Raw genomic sequence first — 25865 nt, forward strand, 5'->3', positions numbered from 1 at the left:
GCCGTCAGAAAGCAGACGGAGGATGAAAAGTGAGACACCGCTTAAGAGTGGCATAAGGCGACGAAATCTGGTTAAATAATTCAGGTTCGCAGGTCTTAGCGCTTCACGCAGATGTCTTAATCTACCTGGTGTTCTTCTTCCTGCTATTCGCCATTTGCATTAGTGTGCTGAGGATTATTTCGAGAAATAAATGGGCAATAATTGGACTGCTGCTTAATCTGTCCGTGTTAGTACTGCATTTCCTTGTATTCAAGGAATGGGTTTGCTGGCTCTATTAATGTGAGCATGAACGATAACCCTGTACAGTTTATGTATAACGAAACTATCCATTAATCTGGAAATCCTTGCATGATAAGATGAACCTGAGATCATTTAGACCGAAGGAAGAGATGGAGGTTCACACGATATGTATCTGCAAAAAGAGAACCTGATCATTCGGGATGCAACTGCAGCTGATGCACAGCTGTTATGCAACTGGTGGAACGACGGGGAGGTTATGGCGCATGCCGGCTACCCTAATGGAATAGGTACTACTGAACATGAGGTGCTAGCCAAACTGCAGACCGGCACAGCCCCTGAACGGAAGGGGCGTCTGATACTGGAGATCGATGGTGTTCCTGCGGGAGAGATGAGTTACAGTGCAGCTGATGATCACGTAGCTGAAATTGGCATCAAAATCTGTGATTCCACCCAGCAAAACAAAGGGGCAGGAACCCGGTTTTTAGCCATGCTGATCCGTTATTTATTCGAGGTGCGGGGATATCACACAATCATTCTTGATACCAACGTTAAGAACACCAGAGCACAGCATGTTTATGAGAAACTCGGCTTCAGGAAACTTGCGGTGCGTAATCATGCTTGGACCGATCAGCTTGGAGAATGGCAGACCTGCATCGATTATGAGCTAACGGAGGCCGAGTGGAGAGAATGAATAGTCGAAGGTTTACGATAACGTGTGGTTACAGCCGAGACCTAGATTTTAATACTGACTTCTCCGCTTGACAGATACTCCTCGTCACCATTCACATATCTGACTTTCAGACGGCAGTCGTCATCGATGTCAATGGCTGTCGCCTCCCGTTGTTGATTATCCTTCATCACCGTTACGGGTGTGCCAAGGGACATCAGGCGTTGTCTATAACCGGAGAGAAACCGTCTGTCCGTTAAATGCTCGTAGAATTCCATGAAATGGTTTAGCACCTCAGCCACGAGCCGGCAGCGGAGATCATCATAATGATTGCTCTTTGCAAATACAGATGTGGCAATCCCGCCAAGCCCGTCAGGAAAGCCGTCCGCCGGTAGGGCTACATTGATGCCAATGCCGAGAACCGCATAATCCAGCCTGCCGTTCTCCAGGGACACGGAAGCTTCGGTGAGAATTCCGCTCACCTTTTTGCCGTCCATGAATACGTCATTGACCCACTTAATCTGCGTGTCTTTACCGGATACGGTCTCGATGGCAAGGGCAACAGCGACGGCAGCTGAAGTCGTCAGAAGAGTGGCTTCTGCAGCGGATAGCTTGGGGCGCAGCAGGATGCTCATGTAGATGCCCGTTCCCCGTGGTGAAAAGAAGGGCCGGCCATTCCTCCCTCGTCCGGCAGTCTGCTCCTCGGAGAGGATGACCTTTCCTTCCGCCTCACCATTTGCGGCCAGGATTTTTGCAGCTTCGTTCGTCGAAGGGATTGTCTTGTAAACTTCAAGGCGCAGCTTCTGACCTTGCGGATTTAAGTATTTTGAAATTGCCCCGGCGGACAAGATATCCGTCAATGGGGATAAAGAATATCCCTTATTGGTTACAGCCTGTATGGAATAACCGTCCGTCTGCAACGATTTGATGGCTTTCCAGACTGCACTGCGTGTTACGGATAACTGCCCTGCAATCTCCTCGCCGGAGATATATCCGCCTTTGTTGCGGTCCAGCAAGGATAGAATTTGTTCTTTAACTGTCATGGGAATAACCCTCCAGGAATATAACGTTCCGATCAATCCTCTTCGATTATATTAACATGCTTAGATAACAATAGGAAAACGAAGGTGTTATTTCACTCAATTGTGAACCTAAAAAATATAATTGGTTTACAATAGAATGAGTCTCCATTATAATTCAGCGTATTGGCTGTATTCATTAACCAGTACAACCTATATTTCATCCACCTGGAGGTCAATAGCTTGAAGACGAAAGAACTTGTGTATGCCGCATTATTCGCAGCACTCATCGCGGTGCTCGGCATGATTCCGCCTTTGCCCCTTGGCTTCATTCCTGTTCCGGTCACTGCCCAGACGCTTGGCGTCATGCTTGCCGGCTGTTTTCTGGGTAGCCGGATAGGTACCCTCAGCCTAGTTATTTTTATTATCCTCATTGCCCTAGGGTTGCCAGTGCTGACCGGCGGACGCGGCGGGCTGACGGTGCTGGTTGGACCGTCTGCAGGATACATATTCAGCTGGCCGCTTGCAGCAGCCGTCATTGGCTGGTGTTCCGAGAAAATCTGGCCGAAGGTCAGCATGTGGAAGCTGTTAGCCATCAACCTGATCTTTGGTGTACTGCTGGTGAATCTGATAGGCGCACCTGTTATGGCTCTGCTGACGGATACGCCGGTCTGGGCCGGACTTATCGGCGCGACGGCCTTCCTTCCGGGTGACATCATCAAGGCTGTACTTGCAGCCGTCATCACGATGCAGCTGAAAGCCGTCAGCCCGATTGAAGAACAAGCGGAGGTGTGAGGAATCCATGAATCTGGTACAGCACATTCTGGAACGCGGCCAGGCCTGCCCTTCCCGTACCGCGATCTCGGACGGGCGGGAAGATCGTACATACGCCCAGCTTATGAAGCGGGTGCAACAGGTTTCAACCGGTTTGAAGCATGGCAGATACAGGGAGCGGAACATCGCCATCCTGTCCGGAAACCGTATGGAGTTCGCCGAGTTTGTTCTTGGTGCCATTTATGCGGGATGTGTTCCCGTGCTGCTGGACCCCAAATGGCCTCCTGAAGAACTGAATAAGGTTATCCGGCAGTGTGAGCCCGGGCTCATCGCTTGTGAAGAGCACCACGCAGCTGATTTCGCAGAACGTTATGCAGAAATTCCGCAGGTGTACTTCGGCGGGAAGCAGACAGACCGGAGCTATGGCCCGTGGCTGGCTGGCTTCGAGCCGGATGCCGCAGCAGCGGAGAACCCCGAACTCCTGTTCATCGGATATACGTCAGGCACCACCGGTCTGCCTAAAGGGTACATGCGGACGCATCTGTCCTGGTTAAGAAGCCTTGAGGCGACAGAGAAGGCATTCCAGCTGAACAGTATGAAGCATGTACTTGCGCCTGGGCCGTTCGTGCACTCCCTGTCGCTGTTCGCCTTGATGCAGTCCCTGTATAGTATGGCAACCTTTCATCTGCTCCCGGAATTCGATGCTGCGGTCGTCCTTAAGCTCTGCTCCCGTGAACAGGATATGACTCTGTTCGTTGTGCCTGCGATGATTGACGCATTGGTCCGGCTGGCTGCTGTAACCCCCGCGCGGATATCCATGCAGGCCTTAATCAGCTCCGGCGGCAAGTGGCCGGGGACCTCCAAACAAAGCTGCCGCGAGCTATTCCAAGGGACGAAGCTCTATGAATATTACGGGTCCTCCGAGGCCAGCTACATCAGCTATCTGGAGATAACCGGGGAGGAGGAGCCGGATTCCTTAGGCAAGCTGTTCGGCGGCGTGCAGATTTCCATCCGCGACGGGCAGTTTCGCGAGCTTCCTCCGGGTACGATTGGTGAGCTGTATATCCGGAGCGAAATGATGTTCACCGGGTATCATCTGCTGCCTGAAGAGACGGCAAATGTGTTTCGCGAGGGCTGGCTGCGAACGGGGGATTACGTGCTCCTTGATCAGGACAGGCAATTGCATTTGGCTGGCCGCGCCGGCAACATGATCAAAAGCGGGGGACTTAAGGTCTTCCCCGAAGAAGTGGAGGCTGTGCTGCTTCGTCATCCGGCGATCCGCGATGCGATGGTATTCGGGTTGCCGGATGATCGGTGGGGAGAGCAGGTAACGGCACTGATTGAGTGGAACGGGGAACTGCGTCTTAGTCCGGATCAGCTCAGGGATTACTGTCGCCTATATCTTGCAGGCTATAAGGTACCCCAGCAGTTCATTACTGTCGGCCGATTCATATATACCAGCAGCGGAAAAATAGCACGGCAGCGGATGAAGGACGATGTGAGCGGAGGGAGGCTATGAATGAGGCCGTTCTTGTCATGGCCAGGCGTACACCTGTCGGGAAAATCGGCGGGCAGTTAAGCCTGCTTGAACCGGAGCAGCTGCTTGCCCCACTGATCCGCCTCCTCGTTACCGAAGCACAGCTGCCGCCGGAATGGATTGATGATGTCATCATAGGCAATGTAGTGGGTCCGGGCGGGAATATTGCCCGCAAGTCTGTGCTTGAAGCAGGGCTGCCGGTCACAGTTCCGGGAGTCACGGTCGACCGCCAATGCGGCTCAGGGCTTGAAGCCATCATCATGGCAGCACGCCTCATTCAGAGCGGTGCCGGAGAGATATTCCTGGCAGGCGGAGTCGAAAGTGCAAGCCGGGCACCCTGGAAAATGTTCAGACCGCACACGCTGAGCGGCACGCCAACCCTGTACACACGCGCGCCGTTCACGCCCGTTGCTTACGGAGATCCTGATATGGGGCTTGCTGCAGAGCATGTAGCGTCCAAATACGGGATTACCCGGGAGGCGCAGGATCTGTATGCGCTTGAGAGCCACCAAAAGGCAGTCCGCGCCAAGCGTACAGGCAGATATGCACCGGAGCTTGTACCGCTTCAAGCTAACGGATTCCGGATTACAGAGGATGAATGTCCAAGGCCGGATACAAGCCTGGGGAAGCTGGGCAGCCTGCCGCCGGTTTTTGCGGCGAATGGCACCGTGACTGCCGGGAATGCCTGCCCCGTTAATGATGGCGCCGCTCTGGTGCTCATGATGTCGCGTGAAAAATGCAAACGGCTTAACCTAAAGCCCATCCTCCGTTTTGTAGACTCGCAGGCTGCCGGGGTGGACCCCCGGTATCCGGGGATCGGACCGGTCCCGGCGGTCCGGAAACTGCTGGGCCGCCAGCGGCTGGCAGTCGGCGATCTGGATATCGTTGAATTTAATGAAGCTTTTGCCGCCCAGGTACTGGCCTCCTTGCAGGAGCTTCAGCTTCCTCCGGGTAAGGTCAATCCCGGCGGCGGTGCATTGGCTCTGGGCCATCCTTACGGAGCCTCCGGTGCGATCCTGATGACGCGTCTATATTCGGAGATGCTGCAGACCCCTTACAGACGGGGGCTGGCTACGCTTGGCATTGGCGGCGGAATGGGGCTGGCTGTTCTGGTAGAGGCGGTCCTATGAACCGGATCTGCTTTCAGGTTCAGCTCATGGCGGACAATATTCTGCAATATGCTGACAGCATAGCTTCGCCCGTACAGCGAATAAAAGGAGCAGTGATTGCTCCTTCCACCATGCCGGTAACGTTCTGGAGTATAGAGGATGTCCCCTGGCTCCACGGGAAGGGAACAATGATTCACGGAACGCAGCAGTTAACCTGTCATGCACCGCTGCTGGCGGGTATGAATCTGGCTTGTGAGCTATCCTTGCTGGCCGTGGAGCACAAAAACGGCAGAGGCGGCCTGCTGACGCTATATACCCTTTCACTGGTCTGCTATCACCGGGGCAGCCTCATTGCTGAAGCTGAAACGGTCTTGATCGGGAGAGGAGAAATGATATGAGAATCAGGATCTCTGAGCCAGCCATCCGGCAATATGCCTCTGTGACCGGGGATGAGGCAGCTATTCATTTGGATGCCGAAGCCGCAAAGACAGCGGGTTATGAGGCCCCCATAGCCCATGGAATGTACATCATGGGGCTGGCGCAGTCTCTATATATGAAAGAACACCGTTCTCAGTGGATACAAGCTTTTACGATGAGATTTGAAAAACCGTGTGTCCAAGGCACATGCGTAGACTTCCGGTATCACAGTTGTAATCAGGATCAGATTCAGGTAACGGTGATATCGGACCATGAAGATATCATCGCCAAAGGCTCTTTTAGCGTTGCAGAGGGGATCGCGGATACATGAAGACGGTATTGGTTACCGGGGCAGCCCGGGGGATTGGGCGCAGTATAGCTATTGAGCTGGGCCGCTGCGGTTATAAAGTAGCCGTAAATGGTTTACATGCCGGGAGTATTAAGCAAGTCGTTGAGGACATCCGGCGGGCAGGCGGCTCAGCGGAGGGATTCTGTGCCAATGTCGCCGATCCCGCTGCCGTTACGGCAATGATGGATGAAGTGAGCAGCAAGATGGGGGCTTTGGATATTGTTATTCATAACGCGGGCATCCTTCATGACCGCAAATGCGAGTTCATGACGGACCGGGAATGGCAGAGTGTTCTGGCGGTTCATCTGAACGGGGCTTTCTACTGCATCCAGCGGGCATTGGCTCATCTGAACCGGCATGGAGGCGATATTCTGCTGATGACCTCCACCGCAGGACTCGCCGGATCGGCGGGACAGGTCAATTACAGTGCTGCTAAGGCGGGACTTCTCGGGATGGTATGGACGCTTGCCGATGAGCTGAAGTCCAGACGGATCAGGGTCAATGGCGTTGCTCCTGCGGCCTTAACCGATATGACCCGGCCGGTGGTTCAACATCTGACGGACAAATATGCACAGCGTAATGAGCCGCTCCCGGAGGCCTGGAAGCTGGGCGAAGCTGAGGACGTGGCCCGGTTCGTCCGTGCGCTTCTGGATCAGCCGGACCCTGAGCTGACGGGCAGGGTGTTCGGCGTTAACGGGCAGCAGATTACACCGTGGGAGAAACCACGGCCGCTGGCTTCAGTGACTGCTGCGCCGGAGGATTTTTTTGAATTTGAATGTTGGAAGCGGCGGAGGGAGTGTGAGGCAGATGCTTGCTTTTGATCAGGTCGAGTATTATTACCGGATGGGGAAGCCCATTCTTCGCCAGCTAAGCTTCAAGATCCGCCAGGGCGAATTCATTTCCATTATTGGAGGGAACGGAAGCGGGAAGTCCACGCTTGCCAAGTTAATGAACGGGCTCCTTCAGCCAAGAGGGGGACAAGTCCGGCTAGGGCTTTTGAATACACGGAATCCTGATGACCTTGGGAAGATCCGGGAGCGGGCCGGTCTGGTTTTTCAGAATCCTGATGATCAATTCATCACCACCTCTGTCATGGATGAAGTGATCTTCGGACTGGAGAATCTGCGCGTGCCGGGAGATGAAATGGCTCATCGGGCGACTAAGGCTCTGGAAGCGGTTCATATGGAAGACTATATGGAAGCTATGCCGCATCAATTGTCGGGCGGTCAGAAGCAGCGGGTAGCGGTGGCTGCCGTTGCGGCGATGGAACCCTCTATTATGATTTTTGATGAAGCGGCTTCCATGCTGGACCCGCAGGGGAGAATAGATATTCGGGATCTTATGCACACCCTTCACCGGCAGGGCAAGACCATCATTCAGATCACGCATGATATGGAAGAGATACTTTCATCTGAGCGAGTTCTGCTATTAAGCAATGGAGAAATGGCTTTCGACGGATCACCGTCCGCCTTATTCAGCGATGTATCTGTTTCGGAACACCAGCTGGCACTGCCTTTTGCGTTAAGACTTCACCAAGCGCTTGGGTTGGATGCCCCCTTAAGCGCGGACTGGAAGGAGACGGTCTCCGCCTTATGGTCTACGGGTTAAATAACATAAGTGTAAAGTTAGACGGTGAAGATATACTCCATTCGGTCTGCTGTACCCTTCAGGAGGGGAAATGGATTTCGGTGATTGGCCATACCGGGGCTGGAAAGTCCACCTTCGCCAAAGTCATTAAAGGGCTGATTCCTTATTATAGAGGTGAATATACGCATAACCGGCAGCCTCTGCCGAGGGATGGTAAAGGAAAGCTGAAGGTCATTCCGCAGATCGGTTATGTGTTTCAATATCCGGAGCAGCAGATGTTTGAAACAACGGTTCATAAAGAGCTGGCCTTTGCTCCAGCCATGAAGGGGGAATCTCCAGAGAAGGTGGACAAAGCCATCAAGACGGTTATGGAGCAGCTGGGACTCCCCGCAGAGCTGCTTCAGGAGAAGCCGTTCCAGCTTAGCGGGGGGCTTAAGCGGCTTGTCGCCATCGCCTCTGTGCTGATTGCGGAGCCGGAGCTGCTGATTCTGGATGAACCGACCGCCGGACTTGACCCCGTACGCAGGACAGCGCTGCTGAAGCAGCTTAAGGTATGGCAGAGGGCAAAGGACCGGACGGTGCTATGCATCTCTCATCAGCTCGAGGAGGTAGCCGAATATTCGGACGAGGTGATGATCTTCGAGCGGGGACGCTTATTGGCCCACTTGGAAGCGGATGAGTTGTTCCTGAAGCATGCAGTGCTGCTGGAGCAAGCCGGACTGCCTTTGCCGGAGCCTATTCAGCTCTTACACTTGTTTGAAGCGCTGTCCGGACAGAAGCTTGAGCCGGAGAGTTGCAGGGAAGAAGATATTATGCAGCTTGCGCGGACCGTCTGGCAGTCAAGAGGGCTTCGGAATGAAGGATAACATCCTGCTGGGCCAGTATATCCCTTCAGGCTCGGTGCTCCACCGGCTTGACCCCCGGACGAAGCTGTTAAGCGTTCTGACGTTCACGTTTTGCTGCCTCTCTCTTCATAATGTTGGCGGATATGCTGTGGCGACAGTCTTTGCGGGAAGTCAGCTGCTGCTGTCCAGAGTTCCGGTGCGGATGTTTCTTAGGGGATTACAACCGGTGGTGCTCATCTTATCCTTTACTTTTGTGTACCATCTCTTCCATACCCCAGGAACGCCGCTCTGGCCGGGCTCGGCCGTTAAGGTGACAGGAGCAGGGATAGAGAACGGCATCTTCGTGATCTGGCGCATACTATTGCTGGTTTCCCTTGCTTCGCTGCTGACATTGACGACCAAACCGCTGGATCTGGCCAAAGGATTGGAGCAGCTGTTCAAGCCTCTATCCCGCTGGGGGGTTCCTGTAGAGGCTATCGCCCTGATGCTAGTGCTTGCCGTCCGTTTCATCCCTACAATTGTGCAAGAGCTGGACCGGATTATGCTGGCGCAAAGAGCGAGGGGATATGAGATCATGGCGGTCAAGGGCTATAAGCGGATACTTGCTTATTTGACGCTAGTGGTTCCGTTACTCCTGTCTACGGTTCAGCGGGCAGAACAGCTGGCGATGACGATTGATGCAAGGGCTTACGGGACCGGAAAGGGCCGCACTTTTTATAGAGAGCTGAGATTATCGCCGATGGATTACATAGCCGGGGGAGTCACGCTTGCTTATGTGCTGCTGCTTCTTTACCTGTAGTATGGGAAAATGAGCTATAGTACAGTTGCAGATTATGCAGCAGAGAGTGGTATCAAACGATTTCACTGAGAGGAGCCATTGCGGCATGTTTACAATCCCGGATACTTTTACTAAAAGAATGCATGAACTCTACGGTATGCAAGGCGAAGCATGGTCGGAGGCGCTGCCCAGTTTAATTGCCGACTGCGCTAACCGCTTCGGCTTTAGTCCGGAAACTCCCTTTTCCAATTTATCCTATAACTTTGTACTCCGGGCAAAGCTAAGTGACGGGAAGCCGGCAGTGCTAAAATCCTCCTTCCTGAAGGACGAGCTTTCCAGGGAAGTTAGTGTGCTGCGTGCCTATGAGGGCCGGGGGGCGATTCGTGTACTGGATGCTGACGAGGATTGGGGGATGGCTCTGCTGGAGGGAGCGGACCCTGGGACACCGTTGTCGGCGATTACGGATGATGCGATGGCGACGGATATCTTTTGCCAAGTATTTCACCGCCTTCATCTTCCTGTGCCAACGGGTAGTGTATACCCTTCTATGAAGCAGTACTTCGCGGCAATAGAGCGATACCGTGAGCGGTTCGACGATGGGAACGCTGCAGCGCCACTGCCTGAGAGTTGGGTGGAGAATGCCGAAGAGTGTCTGGTATATCTCATTATGACCACGACAGAGAATCTCCTGCTGCATGGAGATCTTCATCATGACAACATCCTCCGACAAGGTGAAAAGCAATGGGTAGTTATTGATCCCAAAGGCATCATCGGTGACATTCATTTTGATACTATCCAGTATCTGCTGAACTATATGGATCGGGGTGGTGATCGCGAGCAGGTACTAAGGGGCCGGATTGCGCTTATGGCCGACCGCCTTGGCTTGGACCCTCGCAGAATCGCGATGTGGGGTGTGGTACGGGGCGTGCTTGAGGCATGCTGGACGATTGAAGGTGGAGGAACAGATTGGCACAGAGGCATCCAGTTAACAGAGCTTTTCGCCAAATGCCTGGATTGAGCCAAGAACTATGCGAAAGTCACAGGAGAGCGTAAGGCGTAAGCAGACACTAACCCCCGCGTTAGTGTTTTTTCTGCTTTTTTTGCAAACCTTCTGGAGTTGTGGCGCTTTAGCCTTTATAATATGACGAGAATATAGAATAAAGGAAAAGGTGTTAATTTCATGAGCATATTAAATGTAGAAAAGCTTAGTCACGGGTTCGGAGACCGGGCCATATTCACCGATGTATCCTTCCGCCTGCTGAAGGGTGAGCATATCGGTCTGATCGGTGCCAATGGTGAAGGTAAATCGACCTTCATGAATATCATTACCGGCAAGCTGCAGCCGGACGAAGGCAAGGTGGAATGGGCGAAGCGTATGCGCGCCGGTTATCTGGACCAGCATGCGGTCCTGCAGCAGGGACAATCCATCCGTGATGTGCTGCGCGGAGCCTTCCAATATCTGTTCGATATGGAACAAGAGATGAACGATATGTACGGCAAGATGGGCGAGGTCTCCCCGGAGGAGCTGGAGCAGCTGCTGGAGGATGTCGGCACGATTCAGGACATGCTGACCAGCCAGGATTTCTATATGATCGACGCCAAAATCGATGAAACCGCCCGCGGGCTTGGACTTACCGACATCGGTCTGGACAAAGACGTTAACGATCTCAGCGGCGGTCAACGGACCAAGGTCCTGCTGGCCAAGCTGCTGCTGGAGAAGCCTGATATTCTGCTGCTGGATGAGCCTACGAACTATCTGGATGAACAGCATATCAACTGGCTGAAGCGTTACCTGCTGGATTACGAGAATGCGTTCATTCTCATTTCGCATGATATTCCTTTCCTGAACAGCGTCATCAACCTGATCTACCATATGGAGAATCAGTCGCTGTCGCGTTACGTGGGCGATTACGAGTATTTCCAGCAGGTGTACGAGGCGAAGAAGTCCCAGCTGGAGTCCGCCTTCAAACGCCAGCAGCAGGAAATCGCGGATCTGAAGGATTTCGTGGCCCGGAACAAGGCCAGCGTAGCTACCCGGAATATGGCGATGTCCCGGCAGAAGAAGCTGGATAAGATGGATGTCATCGAGATTGCCAAAGAGAAGCCGAAGCCGCAATTTAATTTCAAGCAGGGCCGGACTTCCGGCAAGGTGATTTTTGAAGCCAAGGATCTGGTAATCGGCTACGATTCTCCATTGTCCAGACCTCTTGATCTGAGCATGGAGCGGGGACAAAAAATAGCTCTCGTCGGTGCGAACGGGATCGGTAAAACGACGCTGCTGCGCAGCATTCTCGGTCAGATTCAGGCCATTTCAGGCTCGGTCAGACTCGGTGATCTGCTGGAGATCGGCTATTTCGAACAGGAAATGAAGGAATCGAATTACAACACCTGTATTGAAGAGATCTGGAACGAGTTCCCATCCTACTCCCAATTTGAGATCCGGGCGGCACTGGCCAAATGCGGCCTGACGACCAAGCATATCGAGAGCAAGATTGCGGTCTTAAGCGGCGGCGAGAAAGCCAAAGTACGTTTGTGCAAGCTGATCAACCGTGATAGCAACCTGCTTGTACTGGATGAGCCTACCAACCATCTCGATGTAGATGCCAAGGAGGAGCTGCAGCGTGCGCTCAAAGCTTATAAAGGCAGCATCCTGCTGATTTCCCATGAACCTGAGTTCTACCGAGATATCGTGACGGATATCTGGAACTGCGAATCGTGGACGACAAAAGTATTCTAAAGAGCCGGCAATCATGCTGGTCTAACGGTGACCCGTAAGAGGACAGCTTTGAACAAAGTGACACTCTTACGGGTCATTTATGTCGGAATTCAAGTATAGCTGCAGGAGGATCATATGAAAGTACATAATGAGTCAACAGCTGTGAAGCAGTCCAAAAGGAATGTGGTCAATGTCATCATTGACGGCATTTCGGGAATCTTTCTTCCCATTGTTAATATTCTGAGTGCTGCGGGCATTATGAAAGGTTTGCTCGCCGGCGCCGTTGCGCTGGAGATCATCAGTAAAGCGGAAGGCACATATATGGTGCTTAATGCGATGGCGGACAGTCTGTTCTACTACCTTCCGCTGCTGCTTGCCTTTACAGCCGCCCGCAAATTCGGGGCCAACCCCTTTACTGCCGTTGTGATTGCCGGAGTACTGGTGTACCCGAGCCTGACCACGCTGTTTGACAACCAGGAAATCATACATTTTCTCGGCATGAGTATTACTCCCGTTAACTATCCGTCGAGCGCCATTCCGATCATCCTTGCGGTAGGCCTCTTAGTGTATGTAGAACGCTTCTGCGTTAAAATATTGCCTGAGGTGATCCGGGAGTTCTTCACACCGTTGATCTCGATTGTAACGGTGTCCGCCGTGACATTGCTGGTGTTCGGTCCCATTGGTTCACTTGCCGGAGACGCGCTGGCTGAAGGATACCGCTCTGTATACGACCTCAGTTCGGTCGGGGCGGGAATGGTGCTTGGCGCGATTATTCAGCCGATGGTTATCTTCGGATTGCACTGGAGTCTGGTGCCGCTGGCAATCAACAATATCAGCGTACATGGCTCAGATACAATCCTCGCGCTGATGGGACCAGCCGCCTTCGCGCAGGCAGGAGCAGCGCTCGCCGTGTTCATCAAAGCCAAGGACAAGAAGTTCAAAACCTTATGTTTGTCCGCGTCTATTTCAGCCTTGTTCGGAGTTACCGAGCCCGCGATGTTTGGGGTGAACCTGCCCTTGCGCAAGCCGATGGTCATTGTCTGCTGTGCGGGTGCGATCGGGGGCGGAATGGTCGGCCTGTCCGGCTCGTCCGCGATTTCTTTCGCTTTTCCGGGTCTGGCGACTTTGCCTGCTTATCTGGGAGACGGGTTTGGCGGTTTTCTTATTGCCTGTACGACCGGTTTTCTTATCGCACTGATTGCGACGCTCTTTGTGAAGCTGGGGCCAGAACCTGTGGTGGATCAGGGCGCCAAGTAGAATGAAGAGGATGGCGGGCAGTTTCTCCGCTATGGGTTTCGTGTAATGAATGCTATACTACTAGAGGTTATTAAGTGAACAGATAAAGGGTGGCAAGATGGAGAAAATTAGCTTTCATTACGGAAAACATATTCAAAAGGTTGCGCGGGCACTATATTTCCATTCGTGGAAATCCATACTCTCCATTGGGATTCAAGCGGTGTTTGTAGCCGTTTGTATGATTCTATATGTTAAGAACGAATCGATCATACTCCTCGGGATATCGATAACCCTTGTGCTTACGATCGCGATGTCGATGGTTATGCGTACCTTACTGTTACCAAAGATCCTGTCGGCAGATACAAGGTACAACAAGGAATTCGAATATCTGTTTGATGCAGAAGGGATTAACTTCAGTCCGGAAGAAGATCAGGCCATCATGAAATGGGGCTCCTTCACCCGGGTGTGGGAGAATAAAGGCTATTACTTACTGTTCCATGGTCAGCAGGAATACTGGTTCATAGCTAAGCAATCGTTCGAGGATGCAGCGCAAGAGAATAAATTCAGAGCTTATGTATCAGATCACCGTAAGATTGTCACTGGAGTTATCCTGTAAAATGATATGTCATACGATGGACGTGCTATCCTGCACGTCCTTTTTTCTTGGCTGATCCCAGTGTTTCATCCATGCCTTCTATGCCCGCCAAAAAGTTGTACAGTCAGCCTTATCCGCAATATTGTACTCGATCATGTGTCGGAGTAGGGTGAAGTCAACAGGACTCGTCCATTTCATACGCACCAGCAGCTTGGTGTGATCTAAGCCAGCCTGCTTAATGGCATCGGCAAAATGATCCATGCCCGCCTTCTCGGGAGCAACGGCCATATGCGCTTTGGATACACTGAAGCCGATAATATAGGTTCCGTGGTCGGTGAACATCGGCTGGTTCCAGGCAATTTTCGGCGTCAATTGGGGGAATTCCTGAATCACCCAGGCAAGTACCTCTTCCGTAGCGGCCCGGTGTACCGGATTATCAATCTTCGCTAAATACTGTGCAAACTCTTCCATGCTTGTCCCTCCTGATCTGTAATCACTCTCATGCGATCTATCTTATAGTTTCGTACCCGGTTAGTCAAAAAAATGAATACGCAAATTAAGGGATTCGCCTATCCGTCAAAGAATGTTACCACAGACTGCTGCATACCATCTTTTACCTGTATTATAATAAGAATCCAATAGGTCTTTATTATGAACAAAGTGGGGGAAGTGAATGGAAAGGATGATCACACATCAAGGCAAACGTCCTGCTGAAATTATGGCTACGATAGGTACGAGTATTCTGATGTTATGCTGGATATGGTTCATGCTGCAAGCCAATAAATCTACCCGATTAGAACTAATCATGGCCTTCCTCGTCATTGGGGTAGCAGTAACCATCATTGGGATATTAATTTATCGCTTGTTGACATTTAGCAGAGCGTTCGTCATTGAGATTAAACCTGAAGTCCTTCAGATCAAGAATACTGAGATAGAAGCGGGCAAGGTTAAGAAGATTTTTATCAAAGGATACTTTAAGCCTGTAATCGCGGTTAAGCCCAAGGCTAATTTGCTGGTGCCGTACAAGTACTGTTTCTGTTTCGCTGACAAGGAAGATCAGGGGATAAAGGATCTGAAGGATTGGGCAGAACAACATCAGATTAAAGTGTTGCATAAACGGTTTACGCGATGGCTGTAATTAGGGCATCACAACTAATCGAATATAAATAGAAAGGATCATTCAGATGAACCTGCAATTAGTTCCTCTAAGAATTCCTATAGGTTGGACAATAAAATGGAATGTGTTTACCGAAGTATCACCGGAAGACTTCACAGATGAAGAACATGAACACCGCTGGGAATATAATGAGGATTTATTCCAATTTGTAAACTACAATAGGAAAAAGATATTAGACCTCGGTTGGTATCCTGAATTTCAGCCAAACGGGCAGTACAGGCTATTATTAATACATAAAAGTGATGATGAAGAGCAACAATTCGCTGATTGGGCTAACCCATTAGAAGTTTTTAATTCAAGAAATATAGATGAAGTGAAGTTAAAGATTGAAGAAATATTATTGAAGGTCACTAGAGGAGAAATGCGACAAAAAGGAAAAATTCAGGAGGTTACGACCTCTCCATTTCAGGATGTTTTATTATTTTCAAACGAAGCCCGAAAGGAGCCACTGATATGAATGTAACCGGATTTAGCCATATTACGCTAAATGTTCGCAACCTGCAGACATCCCTGGAATTCTACCATGGCATTCTAGGTATGACCCTAAGACACCGTGGCAGGTCGGATGCTTATCTGGAGTGGGGAAGTGCCTGGGTCTGCCTGGTTGAACGGGCGGATGCTGAGGAACACACTGACGGATTCGCCGGTATGGACCATGTGGCTTTTTATATCGCAGAGAACGATTTCAAGGAAGCTATGGGCATCCTGCATCACAACAATGTATCAATTGTAAGAGGCCCGATACAGCGTGGAGTAGGCTGGTCCGTTAATTTCTTGGACCCGGATGGAATCCAGTTAGAGCTGCATACTTCAACCCTCGATGAACGGATGGAGATCTGGCGCTGAGGAACGTTTCGGGTATATGATTGTAAAATATATCTTAGAAGCCAAACCAGAATCGAGGACGCTAGATGAATAATCCTTTTACAGAAATTCTGACTTCAGAAGCTGAGCTTAGAGAACTCCTGGGTTATCCCAGTGAAGTGGTGAAGCGCAAATCGATCCATCATCTGGATCATAATTGCCGCAATTTTATCGCTATGTCACCGCTGTTATTCCTGTCTACTGCAGATGAACACGGCTCTTGCGATGTATCTCCACGCGGGGATGCACCTGGATCGGTAGTAGTGCTGGATGACGGTCATTTGGTGATACCGGAGCGGCCGGGCAACCGCAGATTTGATTCATTGCGAAATATCCTCGCTAACCCCAATGTTGGCCTAATCTTTATCATCCCGGGACTTGAAGAGACCCTGCGGATTAACGGTCAAGCTTTCGTGATCAGAGACGAGCATATTCTGGATAGGATGAAGGCCCGGGATAAACGGCCTGCCTTGGGAATTGGAGTGAAGGTGGAGGAATGCTATATGCATTGTGCCAAGGCTTTTAAAAGATCACAGCTATGGGACAGCGGCTCCTGGCCCGCAGAGGCCTCGCTTCCGTCTGCTCCGGCGATTATAGCGGATCATGTGAATTCTGCCGAGTTTACTGTGGAAGTAGTCCGGCAAGGCATACAGGAGAGCTACGAGAAACGACTTTATTAATGAATGGAGTGACCGGTGCAGATGGATAAGCAGAAGCTGATCCGTATTTTTGATAAACAGGCCACAGACTATGCCCGCAAAAGAGAAGATCCCAAACAGCAACGCTGGCGCCGGAATCTTATAAGTCATGCCAAGGGGGATGTGCTTGAGCTGGCAGTGGGGGCGGGGGCTAACTTCCCTTACTATCCCAGGGAGGTCAGGATTACTGCAGCGGATTTCAGCAGCGCAATGCTTGAGAAGGCGCGGCAGGCAGCAGGACATTACCACGTGAACGCCAGTTTTGTATGTGCAGATATGGAAGAAATGAGCTTCCCCGGGCAAACCTTCGATACTATTGTTTCTACGTTATCTTGTTGCAGCTATCAGAATCCCCTGGAGATGCTGAAGAAGATTAACCGCTGGTGTAAGCCGGACGGGACTATCCTGCTGTTGGAGCATGGGATCAGTTCTAACTTCATGGTGTCAACGCTGCAACGGACACTGAATCCGCTGCTGTACCGTGTCTATGGATGCCATCACACCCGGGATATTATTGGACTGGTCCGGGAGTCCGGGATGCAGATCAGTAAGGTAGAGAGCTACTCGCTGAATATGATTCATCTGATATGGGCCCGGCCGCAGCAGCAACTACGAACTGAACGTTAGGAGAAGTGGAATGGACAGCATTATTTTTGATCTGGATGGCACGTTATGGGATTCTTCGGATGCAGTAGTGGTGGGATGGAATAGTGTGCTCAGCAATTACCAAGGTGTCGTAAGCGCAGTAACCAAGGAAGATTTACAGGGAATCATGGGTCTGCAGGTAGATGAGGCTGGCCGGAAGCTGTTCCCGAATATAGATGAGGACACCCGGCAAAGAATTCTCAGAGAATGCTGTGAAGTAGAGTGTCTTTGTCTGGCCAAGCAAGGCGGAAGGTTGTATGAAGGGCTGGAAGAAGTGCTTCAGGCATTATCTGCAAAATATATGCTGTTCATCGTGAGCAACTGCCAGGCGGGTTATATTGAGGCTTTTTATGAATACCATCAGCTGCAGAAGTATTTCACAGATTACGAGAATCCGGGCAGAACCGGACTATCCAAGGGCGAGAATATCAGGCTGGTTATGGAGCGAAATCACTTAAGCAGTCCTGTCTATGTGGGCGATACGGAGGGAGATATGAAGGCGGCGGGGATTGCCGGGATTCCTTTTGTGTACGCAAGTTACGGATTTGGCGAAGTGAGCAGGTATGATCTTGTGATTGATCGTCTGGATGGGTTATTGGCGTTGTTTGATATCGCTACAGGAGATGAAGAATGAAATTCACATACATGCTGAATAGTATAGGCTGGGCAGAATCCTCTCTTGAAATTGAGCACAATGAAGTCTATATGGAACCTTCTTATCTGTCAGAGCCGTTAATAGATCTAGTACAATCTGTTGAACTTCTTGTTCCAAGTCTGAATGCTCCGGAGGAAGTAAGGGATTATCGGCAGAATGGAGACCTCTTAGCTTAGTAAGAACTTTAAACAAAATTGAATATGGAATCTGGGTTAATTAAATCTGGATAATATTGTATTATGTGCAAGATTTCAATAGGTTACCTTATGCTCAGCTACATAAATTCATGGAGTGGGGAACAAGCTATGGATGAGGTGGTCCATATGCCATTATTAAGCAAAGGCTCAGCAATAATCTTATCCCTGTCGCTCGCGTGTACTACATCCCCAATAACTACTAATGCTCAAGATATACCAAATTCTGGGGTTGGTAATCCCGAAGAGACCGCTAAACAACTGGAACAGCTGAAATTTCGCCTGAAGGAGCTTGAGCCGCCCGAACCCGTTACCATTATGAATTCGCCAGAGGAAACAGAGGCTGCTGCACATCTGCCTAAAGATATAATATCCATTTCCGGAGTAATTAAAAAAGGCAAGAGAATTCCTTTCTTTATTATAAAGAATGACCCTCTCTATCAGAGACCTGTGTATGAAAAACATTGGCATAGCACCTATAGTGGAGGAAGATGGAGTTACATGCCAACGCGGATACAATACGCACTCCACCGGTTATTTACAACCTACGATATCGGTTTATCCAGCCAATACGATTTCCAGCAGAATGTAGGCATTCAATTCCCGCTGTTTCAGAACAAAACGGATCTGGATCTGTATATCATTGCTTTTCAAACGGAGATTACAGCTGTGTATACCAAAGGTAATCAGGTAGTTGTCACAGGTATCCCTAAACATGCTGGCGTTCAAGTCGCGACTATCAAAACAGGGAATCTGCATCCCACTGACCTCAAAAAGGTAATGCTCATTCAATTAGCCACCCCGCAGGGTGATGAACTGGATGATTCGTACATCGGCTATGCGCAGCCGGATTTCTGGTCACAGCAAATACGGAAGCGAAAAGAGCGGGAAGAGTAAGAGGAGTGTAGCATAGCAAGCGCCGGGAAGCGGGAGTATCCGCAGGTACCGGCGCTTGTTGCTTTAAAAAAGGGTGTAACTGAAATATAAGTATAGCGAGAGTAAACAGCGGACCAGCACATGAAGCAGATGGATGTGCCCCTGAAGCACATATCCGTTGCGAAGTGCGCAGCAAAATAACAGGATCAGTCCAAACGGTAGAAAAAGCGGATGATACGGTGTGCAGAGCAGCGCTAATGAACCAAGAAGGTTAGCTGCTGTCAGTGATAGTTGAAGGTTCCGGCGTTTGATGATGGCGGCGGCACCCATGAGTAGTGCGTACAATACAATTAGGAGATAGATCATTCTTGTTCCTCCTTGCAGTGGGATATAATACGAGTTAATCACATGGGGTTAACCCCATGGCAAGGGGGGCGGAGGACGATGCAAATTGGAGCGTTTGTCAGAGAGATGGGGACAACGGCGGATACCGTGCGCTACTACATGGAGCTGTCTTTGCTGGGACCGGAGCTTAAGGGGAACCGTTATTCTTTTGGAGAGAAGGAAGTCCGGGATTTCCAGGCCATCGCACAGCTGAAGCAGTGGGGCTTTGCGGTGAAGGAGATTCAATGTCTGTTCCGACATAAGGCGCAATCCGGCTGCGGGACAGCGGGGGTGCTCCGCTTCGCCCGTGACATACTGCAGGAACGTGTGCATGCCATCGACATCAGTATTGCGGAGCTGGGCAGGCAGCGGGAAGGGGTTCTGGAGAATCTGGCTGAGGTGGAGGCGGTGCTGGGGCGGATTTATCTTCGATAATTAATAAGTTGTTTAGCTTATTTTAAATTTGGAGTAAATGATAAATATAGCAATAATATAGAAAAATATGCTAAGATAGACCCATCTTGAATATGAGGTGGATAATATGATACATCAGATCAGCGGGGGTTCATCATCTCTCGAACTCTATGAGGATTACCTAGTAATTAAGCCAAGTAATGTACAGAAATTAGGAGGACAAACTCAAACAATTCCTCTGGATTCGGTAGTAACAATCAGTATAGTTAAACCTTTTCTAAAAGTACCTTATTTACAAGTCATTACACCGGGCCTGCAAACATCCAAAAAGGATAATCTTAAAGGGGCAAGCGCGAACGTTGTGCTGATTCAGCCTGGTAAAATGAAAACCGCCGAAAAAATTCGTGAATATATTGCAAGCTATAAATCCGGAAGAAGCAATCGCCAAGCTCCTCCTGCTCCGGCCGGATCGATCGATGATCTGAGACAGCTCGCTGAGCTTAGGGATTCAGGTATTATTACTACGGAAGAATTCGAAGCCAAGAAAAAACAGATTCTGGGGCTATAAATCCACCTTTAGTTAACAAGGTATCTTTGTCTAAACAAAGGTACCTTGTTTTTTTATGAGTCCAGTATAAAGAATTAGATGAAGTAGCCGTTTTCTGCTCCTCATTAATAAGCCCACTTACCCCCGCATCAACTTCATGCACACCTGGGGTTCCTCATCAACGCTTCTGCAGGGTTCACACACTTCAAATCCAAACTTGCGCACACTGGCTATTGATGCAGCATTGTGTGGATGGGTCAAGATATAAATACAATCTACGTTAAGATGCTCGAAGCAGAGCTTAATGAGTACAGGTAAGGCTTCCGACATATATCCCTGTCTCCAGTAATCTTTCCAGATATCATAGCCGATCTCGACTTGTTTCAGCTCACGATCCCAGTAATGATAGCCGCAGGTCCCGATAAATGCATCCGTTTCAATATCAAACATGCCGTAACGGTGATGGCCTTTTCCCTCTGGACGGGCGTAATGTTCAATGATTTCTATGGCTTCTTCATAGCTACAGGGCAGTTCGCTGAAATGTTTGCACATCTCCGGGTCTGAGAATTGTCTATACACTACATCAATATCCTCTACATTCAGCAAGCGGAAGTGTAGCCGCTCCGTCTTAAACGCTTCTGATAATTTCATAATTGCTCTCCTGTTCATAAAAAACCATTTATATACAATCATTATGGTTTTTTGCATCCACATTGTCTATGATAATTCATAAGACACTCATCCATCTTGAATATCATTACACGTAGTGTCCGGGAGAGTAGAATTTGGGCACCCGTCAGTGTGATGATGCTTATTACTAGTTAATAGTCGCTATTGCAGTCTAACTAAGTCACCGGAGGGTTACACAAATGGAAAATGCTATTAGGGACATATTTGAACAGAAAGATATTATGCGTATTGCCGCAAGCCGCTATGAAATCAACCCTGATGAGTTAACTTACATAGGCGGGTTTCAGAACTTCGTGTACGAATACCAGCGGAGCGGTGAATTGTATATTCTAAGAATTACTCCAGGAATGCACCGGACTGCAGAGCAGGTTAGAGCAGAGCTGGACTGGATTATCTATCTAACCGGGAACGGAATCTCAGCGTCGGGTCCGATTCTTTCTGAGGATGGTAATTGGACTGAAGTTATAGAAACGCCGGAGATGTGTTTTATTGCCGCCTGCTTTGACAAAGCCCATGGCAACAGGATCGGCTATCCCGAATGCCTGAACGATAACGCCACCTATGAGGAGCTGGGCCGGATTACAGGGAAGATGCATGTGCTTGCCAAGCGGTATGACAATCCGGATGCCTCTGTGCGGCGGCATGACTGGAATCTCAATTATTATCTGCAAAATATAGATATCCTGCCCCCCTCGCACTATCGCGTAAGAGAGACGTATTTCAGCATCATAGAGACCATCCATAAATTCCCCAAGGTTAGAGATGCTTACGGACTGATTCATGGGGATATGGGGTTCGGGAATTTCCATGTGAGTGATCAAGGCAAGATCACGTTATTCGATTTCGATGAGGCGCAGTACAGTTGGTTTGTAGAGGATATCGCCATTCAGCTATATTATCTGGTCTATGTATACGGCGGGGAAGAGGGCCGGGACCACCGTGAGGAACAGGCTCTCCGGTTTATGGATCATTTTATGAAGGGGTACAGCCGGGAGAACACCTTGGAGCCGTATTGGCTGAAGCAAATCCCTGTGTTCCTGAAGCTCAGAGAACTGATTGTTTACATCGGGGCATACCGGAATTTCGACGGTGACGAATCCTTCAGTTCATCAGATAATCAATGGTTCAAGGACTGGATCAGCGAAAGCAGAGAGCGGCTTGAGCATAACGAACCTATTGTTAATGTATGGTAAAAAGGCAGCGGTGGTAAAGCCTGGTACCAAGTTGTGGAACGGGCGGTGCAATATGAGGCTTTTGTGCAGACATACAAACCTCTAACCGAACTGCGGCAATGAATAAATAATCATGATCTATTTATGAATCTGTAGAGAAACCGGGCTGCCACCGATGCAGTCCGGTTTTTTTGTATGTATTTTTGGCTGATAAGACCCATAATGCATAGTACACTATAGGCCGGAAGCGTCATTAATCACAGAAAAGGAAAGCGTTTACAATTATAATGTAAGCGTTATCTAAATGCTGTATACATTATTACGCAAAGGGAGGAAGAAGACTTGAGTTTACACAAGGTTTCCTTTAACATGCTAGTAATTATGGGTTTTAGCATTCAGTACGCATTAATGCATCTTTTTTCTGCAGGCGAGGTCCTTGCCATTTCATCGGCTGAGCTTATCATTTATATGGTGTTCACTTTTGCCGGGCTGGGCCGGTTCTTTCAGCGCAGAAGACAGGTTCTGAACGAGCAGGGCTGCGGGTCGGCCGGACTTTTTTTCAGCGTATTATGGACGGTTTCGCTCTGTTCACAGTTTCGGAAAGAGAATTACCCGGACGCACTGACAATCATTAATTCACTTGGCGTGTCTGCTGCCGGGCTGATCCTGATTACCGAAATTGTTATTTTATTTAAGGCTTGACATACATAAAGTGATCTGTACTGGAGGATGCGTAATCCGCCGGTGAAGGAGCTTCTTTCATTTTAGATGATAGGAGCTTTTTTTGATTTATTCAATTCCCGTGCGGGTGTCCCGGTTTACTGTATTAACAAACCGTTTGCCCCATTCACACAGCGGATCAAGAACCATCCTGATTGACCTTCCGCTGTCCGTCAGCTCATATACCACTTTTGGAGGCACTTCAGGGAATACGGTCCGGAGAATAAGCCCGTCTGCTTCAAGCTCTTTAAGCTGCTGGGTGAGCATTTTTTGGGTGACCGGTGACAGCGTGCGCAGGATTTCCCCGTTGCGCATTGCTCCTTGCTCGGCCAGCAGGCAGAGAATCGCTGTTTTCCACTTGCCGCCGATCCGCTCCAGGGTGGCTTCCGTAGGGTTGTGGTACTTTTTATGTGTCATAATCATCGATCTCCTTCAACGTACCCGATTGGTAACTATATTACGAAAAAGTGCGTACTTTTTTGTTTTGATTATAAAGGTTATATTCAATCGTGTCAGTACAACGCTAAATGTGGAGGTAATAATATATGGCTATGGGGACAAGAAATTCATGGGGAACAGGAATCGTCGGAGCAGGCGGATGGGGTGGAGTGGCTCATATTCCTGCGCTCGCAGCGCTTGAGGCATATGAGGTGAAGGCCGTAGCCGGCACACGATTAGAGAGTGCACAGGCGGCGGCTGAGCTCCACGGCATTGGCTCTTCCTATAGTAGTACATCGGAGATGGCCAAGCAGGACGGAATTGACGTAGTAGTGGTAACTGTAAAAGTACCCGAACATGACCGGCTGATCCGGGAAGCCCTGGATGCCGGTAAACATGTGTACAGTGAATGGCCGCTTGCCCGGACTACTGCGGAGGCGGAGGTGCTACTTGAACTTGCGGAAGAACGGGGAGTGAAGCATGTAGTGGGTCTTCAGGCACGGGGCAATCCAACTGTCCGCTACATCAGGGACTTGGTCGCTGAAGGTGCTATTGGCCGTGTATTAGCTGTGAATATAATGGTTAGTCTGCCTGTATTTCCGACCTCGAACGGAACAGTGGACCAGGCACATGTCTATCTGCTGGATGAAGCTAACGGGGCAGACCAGCTGACGATTGGTGCTGCACATGTGCTTGATGCAATTGAATATATGGTATCGCCGTTCGTTGAGGTGTCTGGTAAGCTGGATACGCAATACCCTGAAGTTCACGTACTGGAGACTGGTGAATCAGTGACCGCAAATGCACCGGATCACGTGCTCGTTAGCGGGAAACTGGCACAGAATGCACTTGTTTCGGCACAGTTCGTCAATGGTGGTGCCCCCGGATTTACGCTGAGGATCATCGGAACCGATGGTGAACTGGTCATCACTCCGCGGGATCAGCTGATGTTTCAGATGGACCGGCTGACGCTGCAGCTCGCCCGTCCTTCCGGTGAGACAGAGATGCTGGAAACGCCGGATGTGTATGCATCACAGGTACATCAGCTGCTCCCCGGTCCCGGATACAATGTAGCTCATCTCTACGCCCGATTGGCGCAGCGGCTTGACGGGGAAGAGGTGGAATTGCCTGATTTCATTCAGGCGGTCCGGTTGCATCGTCTGATGGATTCGATTCGTAAGGCAAGCGCCTCGGGTGTCCGTCAAGAAATAAGATAGTTTACTGATACTTACTGCCCGCTTTCTTGGCATTTCTCAGTCTGCCATTAAATTTCTGGTGTTCCGGCTGGTTTGTGCTATGATTTGAGATATGGTATTTTCTGAGAAAGAAGGGGCTCTTTATGATTACTTTTAAGAAAATTCTGCAGATCATTGGTCTTAGTGTTCTTGTAACGGGCGTTGTTCATCCCCCCGCTATGGAAGCAGCAGCTACTAGTACAGCACAGACCGCGAACTTACCGGCTATCCGTATCTATTTGAACAACTCGCAGATCACCTCTTCAGCAGGAGGAGCCACCCTAATGAATGGAACGGTGATGCTCTCGCTGGACATGCTATATGTCAGGGGGGCAACGGTCAGTTACGATGAACATTCGAAATTGATCACCATCGGGAATCTATTCACGAAGGGCAGCATGAAGATCGGGAGCCGCATTGCAATGGTGAACGGGAAGCAAATCACTTATTCCGCAGCCTTCCAGCAGGTGAATAAGCAGCTCTACATCCCACTGCGGTTCGTGAATGATGCCATTGGCGGCTCGCTGAAATGGAATGAGGACAGCCGGGAGGCGCTCATCAGTTATCCTGAATTTGTCGGTGACGGCCAGACCAGTAAAGACGCGTATTTCTTAAACGGGGTGGACGGCACTTTATATAAGCGGGATGCAGCAGGAGTGGTTCACTCTATGGGCGCCTCAGCAGCCAAGCTTGAACCTTATTATATTGCGGGTACACGGCTGACATCGGTGAAGATTTCAAAAGATGCGGATTTGGTGACGATTCAGAATTCGAGCGGTGAACCTTCGGTCAACCTTACGGTATTCAACCTTTTTGTCAAAAATGGGGCCATCCTGCGCCAATCCACTGCCCATTACTGGCAGTTCTCCCCTCTGGAGCTGAAGTCATATGGCGGTAACGCCGTTATGAACGATGGCCACACGGTCCGGCTGATTGCGCCGGATGCTTCCGTCCTGCAAGCCTGGAACGTATCGAAGCTGGCAGGTACGCCGGATCAAACCTACGCCATTGAAGCCATAGGTGAGAATTATCTGGTTGCCCGCTCCTCACAAGAAGGCTTCCTGACGTTAATTGATACCGGAGCTAACCGGGCAATCCTCCTCTACAAGGAATTCGGAATTGATCCGTTGGATATGACGGGATTTAAATACGATGGGATTGAGTTCGCAGGGAGTAATGATGATAAATCAGAATTGCGGTTCAAGCTTACAGGCAGTAAGAAGGAAAGTAAGACTTTTATGTACCGGTTGGGTGGGTTGTAATTGGGTTGGTCCATGGTTTGTTGAT

At 49.9% G+C, this 25865-nt stretch carries 32 protein-coding genes; 27 read left to right on the forward strand and 5 right to left on the reverse strand.

Annotation, left to right across the window (positions count from 1 at the left end; genetic code table 11):
• Window positions 1-406: 406 nt before the first annotated feature.
• Window positions 407-931 carry a GNAT family N-acetyltransferase gene (locus tag MKX70_RS18755; protein WP_340840495.1) on the forward strand — a complete coding sequence of 175 codons (525 nt, stop codon included), beginning with the start codon at window positions 407-409 and terminating at the stop codon, window positions 929-931.
• Between the two features lie 41 nt (window positions 932-972).
• On the opposite strand, the gene MKX70_RS18760 is transcribed toward MKX70_RS18755, so the two are convergent.
• Entirely contained in the window at window positions 973-1950 is a 978-nt protein-coding gene (locus tag MKX70_RS18760) for a biotin--[acetyl-CoA-carboxylase] ligase (RefSeq protein WP_340840496.1), read from the reverse strand.
• 219 nt (window positions 1951-2169) lie between these two features.
• Between MKX70_RS18760 and MKX70_RS18765 the strand changes: the two genes are divergently transcribed.
• The 13 genes from MKX70_RS18765 to MKX70_RS18825 all read left to right on the forward strand — a co-directional run bounded on the left by MKX70_RS18765 (window position 2170) and on the right by MKX70_RS18825 (window position 13890).
• Complete coding sequence (locus MKX70_RS18765; protein WP_340785089.1) at window positions 2170-2721, forward strand: biotin transporter BioY; 552 nt, start codon at window positions 2170-2172, stop codon at window positions 2719-2721.
• Window positions 2722-2728: 7 nt separating this feature from the next.
• Window positions 2729-4219 carry a class I adenylate-forming enzyme family protein gene (locus MKX70_RS18770; RefSeq protein ID WP_340785091.1) on the forward strand — a complete coding sequence of 497 codons (1491 nt, stop codon included), beginning with the start codon at window positions 2729-2731 and terminating at the stop codon, window positions 4217-4219.
• The gene (locus MKX70_RS18775; RefSeq protein WP_042237329.1) at window positions 4216-5367 is read left to right on the forward strand and encodes a thiolase family protein; all 1152 of its coding nucleotides are present in this window, start codon (window positions 4216-4218) and stop codon (window positions 5365-5367) included. Before MKX70_RS18770 ends, MKX70_RS18775 begins: the two co-directional genes overlap by 4 nt.
• Window positions 5364-5744, forward strand: a complete 381-nt coding sequence (locus MKX70_RS18780) for an FAS1-like dehydratase domain-containing protein (protein ID WP_042237327.1) — start codon at window positions 5364-5366, stop codon at window positions 5742-5744. The genes MKX70_RS18775 and MKX70_RS18780 overlap by 4 nt, the downstream gene beginning before the upstream one ends.
• Window positions 5741-6094 (forward strand): MaoC family dehydratase, encoded by a 354-nt coding sequence (locus MKX70_RS18785; RefSeq protein ID WP_042237325.1) that lies wholly within the window; start codon window positions 5741-5743, stop codon window positions 6092-6094. The genes MKX70_RS18780 and MKX70_RS18785 overlap by 4 nt, the downstream gene beginning before the upstream one ends.
• Window positions 6091-6933, forward strand: a complete 843-nt coding sequence (locus MKX70_RS18790) for an SDR family NAD(P)-dependent oxidoreductase (RefSeq protein ID WP_340785097.1) — start codon at window positions 6091-6093, stop codon at window positions 6931-6933. The genes MKX70_RS18785 and MKX70_RS18790 overlap by 4 nt, the downstream gene beginning before the upstream one ends.
• Window positions 6920-7720 carry an ATP-binding cassette domain-containing protein gene (locus MKX70_RS18795; protein WP_340840497.1) on the forward strand — a complete coding sequence of 267 codons (801 nt, stop codon included), beginning with the start codon at window positions 6920-6922 and terminating at the stop codon, window positions 7718-7720. The genes MKX70_RS18790 and MKX70_RS18795 overlap by 14 nt, the downstream gene beginning before the upstream one ends.
• Entirely contained in the window at window positions 7705-8565 is an 861-nt protein-coding gene (locus MKX70_RS18800) for an ATP-binding cassette domain-containing protein (RefSeq protein WP_340785101.1), read from the forward strand. The genes MKX70_RS18795 and MKX70_RS18800 overlap by 16 nt, the downstream gene beginning before the upstream one ends.
• Window positions 8555-9343 carry an energy-coupling factor transporter transmembrane component T family protein gene (locus tag MKX70_RS18805; protein ID WP_340785103.1) on the forward strand — a complete coding sequence of 263 codons (789 nt, stop codon included), beginning with the start codon at window positions 8555-8557 and terminating at the stop codon, window positions 9341-9343. Before MKX70_RS18800 ends, MKX70_RS18805 begins: the two co-directional genes overlap by 11 nt.
• A gap of 85 nt (window positions 9344-9428) precedes the next feature.
• A complete protein-coding gene (locus MKX70_RS18810) occupies window positions 9429-10340 on the forward strand; it encodes an aminoglycoside phosphotransferase family protein (protein WP_340785106.1) in 912 nt (303 codons plus the stop codon).
• Between the two features lie 162 nt (window positions 10341-10502).
• Window positions 10503-12059: an ABC-F family ATP-binding cassette domain-containing protein gene (locus MKX70_RS18815; RefSeq protein WP_042237318.1), complete on the forward strand. Its 1557-nt coding sequence runs from the start codon at window positions 10503-10505 to the stop codon at window positions 12057-12059.
• A 114-nt stretch (window positions 12060-12173) separates the two neighbouring features.
• Window positions 12174-13295, forward strand: coding sequence for a PTS transporter subunit EIIC (locus MKX70_RS18820; RefSeq protein WP_340785109.1), 1122 nt, complete (start codon window positions 12174-12176; stop codon window positions 13293-13295).
• Window positions 13296-13392: 97 nt separating this feature from the next.
• Window positions 13393-13890 carry a YcxB family protein gene (locus MKX70_RS18825; RefSeq protein ID WP_042237314.1) on the forward strand — a complete coding sequence of 166 codons (498 nt, stop codon included), beginning with the start codon at window positions 13393-13395 and terminating at the stop codon, window positions 13888-13890.
• A gap of 78 nt (window positions 13891-13968) precedes the next feature.
• Here the strand turns inward: MKX70_RS18825 and MKX70_RS18830 are convergent, their stop codons facing one another.
• The gene (locus MKX70_RS18830) at window positions 13969-14340 is read right to left on the reverse strand and encodes an iron chaperone (RefSeq protein ID WP_042237312.1); all 372 of its coding nucleotides are present in this window, start codon (window positions 14338-14340) and stop codon (window positions 13969-13971) included.
• A 202-nt stretch (window positions 14341-14542) separates the two neighbouring features.
• Here MKX70_RS18830 and MKX70_RS18835 point away from each other — a divergent pair, with 202 nt between their 5' ends.
• From MKX70_RS18835 to MKX70_RS18865, 7 genes are all read left to right on the forward strand, one after another.
• Window positions 14543-15007 carry a hypothetical protein gene (locus MKX70_RS18835; RefSeq protein WP_042237311.1) on the forward strand — a complete coding sequence of 155 codons (465 nt, stop codon included), beginning with the start codon at window positions 14543-14545 and terminating at the stop codon, window positions 15005-15007.
• Between the two features lie 46 nt (window positions 15008-15053).
• A complete protein-coding gene (locus MKX70_RS18840) occupies window positions 15054-15503 on the forward strand; it encodes a hypothetical protein (RefSeq protein WP_042237308.1) in 450 nt (149 codons plus the stop codon).
• Complete coding sequence (locus MKX70_RS18845) at window positions 15500-15892, forward strand: VOC family protein (RefSeq protein WP_042237306.1); 393 nt, start codon at window positions 15500-15502, stop codon at window positions 15890-15892. Before MKX70_RS18840 ends, MKX70_RS18845 begins: the two co-directional genes overlap by 4 nt.
• Before the next feature lie 65 nt (window positions 15893-15957).
• Window positions 15958-16590: a pyridoxamine 5'-phosphate oxidase family protein gene (locus tag MKX70_RS18850; RefSeq protein WP_042237303.1), complete on the forward strand. Its 633-nt coding sequence runs from the start codon at window positions 15958-15960 to the stop codon at window positions 16588-16590.
• A gap of 21 nt (window positions 16591-16611) precedes the next feature.
• A complete protein-coding gene (locus tag MKX70_RS18855) occupies window positions 16612-17235 on the forward strand; it encodes a class I SAM-dependent methyltransferase (RefSeq protein ID WP_042237302.1) in 624 nt (207 codons plus the stop codon).
• Between the two features lie 10 nt (window positions 17236-17245).
• Entirely contained in the window at window positions 17246-17887 is a 642-nt protein-coding gene (locus MKX70_RS18860) for an HAD family hydrolase (protein WP_042237301.1), read from the forward strand.
• Between the two features lie 326 nt (window positions 17888-18213).
• Window positions 18214-18999, forward strand: a complete 786-nt coding sequence (locus MKX70_RS18865; protein WP_231637679.1) for a hypothetical protein — start codon at window positions 18214-18216, stop codon at window positions 18997-18999.
• A gap of 63 nt (window positions 19000-19062) precedes the next feature.
• On the opposite strand, the gene MKX70_RS18870 is transcribed toward MKX70_RS18865, so the two are convergent.
• Window positions 19063-19344, reverse strand: coding sequence for a hypothetical protein (locus MKX70_RS18870; protein WP_042237298.1), 282 nt, complete (start codon window positions 19342-19344; stop codon window positions 19063-19065).
• A 78-nt stretch (window positions 19345-19422) separates the two neighbouring features.
• Here MKX70_RS18870 and MKX70_RS18875 point away from each other — a divergent pair, with 78 nt between their 5' ends.
• Window positions 19423-19797 (forward strand): MerR family transcriptional regulator, encoded by a 375-nt coding sequence (locus tag MKX70_RS18875; RefSeq protein ID WP_042237296.1) that lies wholly within the window; start codon window positions 19423-19425, stop codon window positions 19795-19797.
• 106 nt (window positions 19798-19903) lie between these two features.
• On the forward strand, window positions 19904-20344 hold the full coding sequence (locus tag MKX70_RS18880; RefSeq protein WP_052416535.1) for an SHOCT domain-containing protein: 441 nt from the start codon (window positions 19904-19906) through the stop codon (window positions 20342-20344).
• Window positions 20345-20461: 117 nt separating this feature from the next.
• Here the strand turns inward: MKX70_RS18880 and MKX70_RS18885 are convergent, their stop codons facing one another.
• On the reverse strand, window positions 20462-20974 hold the full coding sequence (locus tag MKX70_RS18885; RefSeq protein WP_340840498.1) for a GNAT family N-acetyltransferase: 513 nt from the start codon (window positions 20972-20974) through the stop codon (window positions 20462-20464).
• Window positions 20975-21192: 218 nt separating this feature from the next.
• Here MKX70_RS18885 and MKX70_RS18890 point away from each other — a divergent pair, with 218 nt between their 5' ends.
• On the forward strand, window positions 21193-22206 hold the full coding sequence (locus tag MKX70_RS18890; protein ID WP_340840499.1) for a phosphotransferase enzyme family protein: 1014 nt from the start codon (window positions 21193-21195) through the stop codon (window positions 22204-22206).
• Between the two features lie 321 nt (window positions 22207-22527).
• Window positions 22528-22887, forward strand: a complete 360-nt coding sequence (locus MKX70_RS18895; protein WP_340840500.1) for a hypothetical protein — start codon at window positions 22528-22530, stop codon at window positions 22885-22887.
• Window positions 22888-22974: 87 nt separating this feature from the next.
• On the opposite strand, the gene MKX70_RS18900 is transcribed toward MKX70_RS18895, so the two are convergent.
• On the reverse strand, window positions 22975-23322 hold the full coding sequence (locus MKX70_RS18900; RefSeq protein ID WP_042237291.1) for a winged helix-turn-helix transcriptional regulator: 348 nt from the start codon (window positions 23320-23322) through the stop codon (window positions 22975-22977).
• A gap of 128 nt (window positions 23323-23450) precedes the next feature.
• Here MKX70_RS18900 and MKX70_RS18905 point away from each other — a divergent pair, with 128 nt between their 5' ends.
• Together MKX70_RS18905 and MKX70_RS18910 are read left to right on the forward strand one after the other, a co-directional pair.
• Window positions 23451-24560 carry a Gfo/Idh/MocA family protein gene (locus MKX70_RS18905; protein ID WP_340840501.1) on the forward strand — a complete coding sequence of 370 codons (1110 nt, stop codon included), beginning with the start codon at window positions 23451-23453 and terminating at the stop codon, window positions 24558-24560.
• Window positions 24561-24682: 122 nt separating this feature from the next.
• Window positions 24683-25840 (forward strand): copper amine oxidase N-terminal domain-containing protein, encoded by a 1158-nt coding sequence (locus tag MKX70_RS18910; protein ID WP_340840502.1) that lies wholly within the window; start codon window positions 24683-24685, stop codon window positions 25838-25840.
• Window positions 25841-25865 lie beyond the last annotated feature (25 nt).

Origin of the sequence: Paenibacillus sp. FSL R7-0312, assembly GCF_038004445.1 — a bacterium.
GTDB lineage: Bacteria > Bacillota > Bacilli > Paenibacillales > Paenibacillaceae > Paenibacillus_AQ.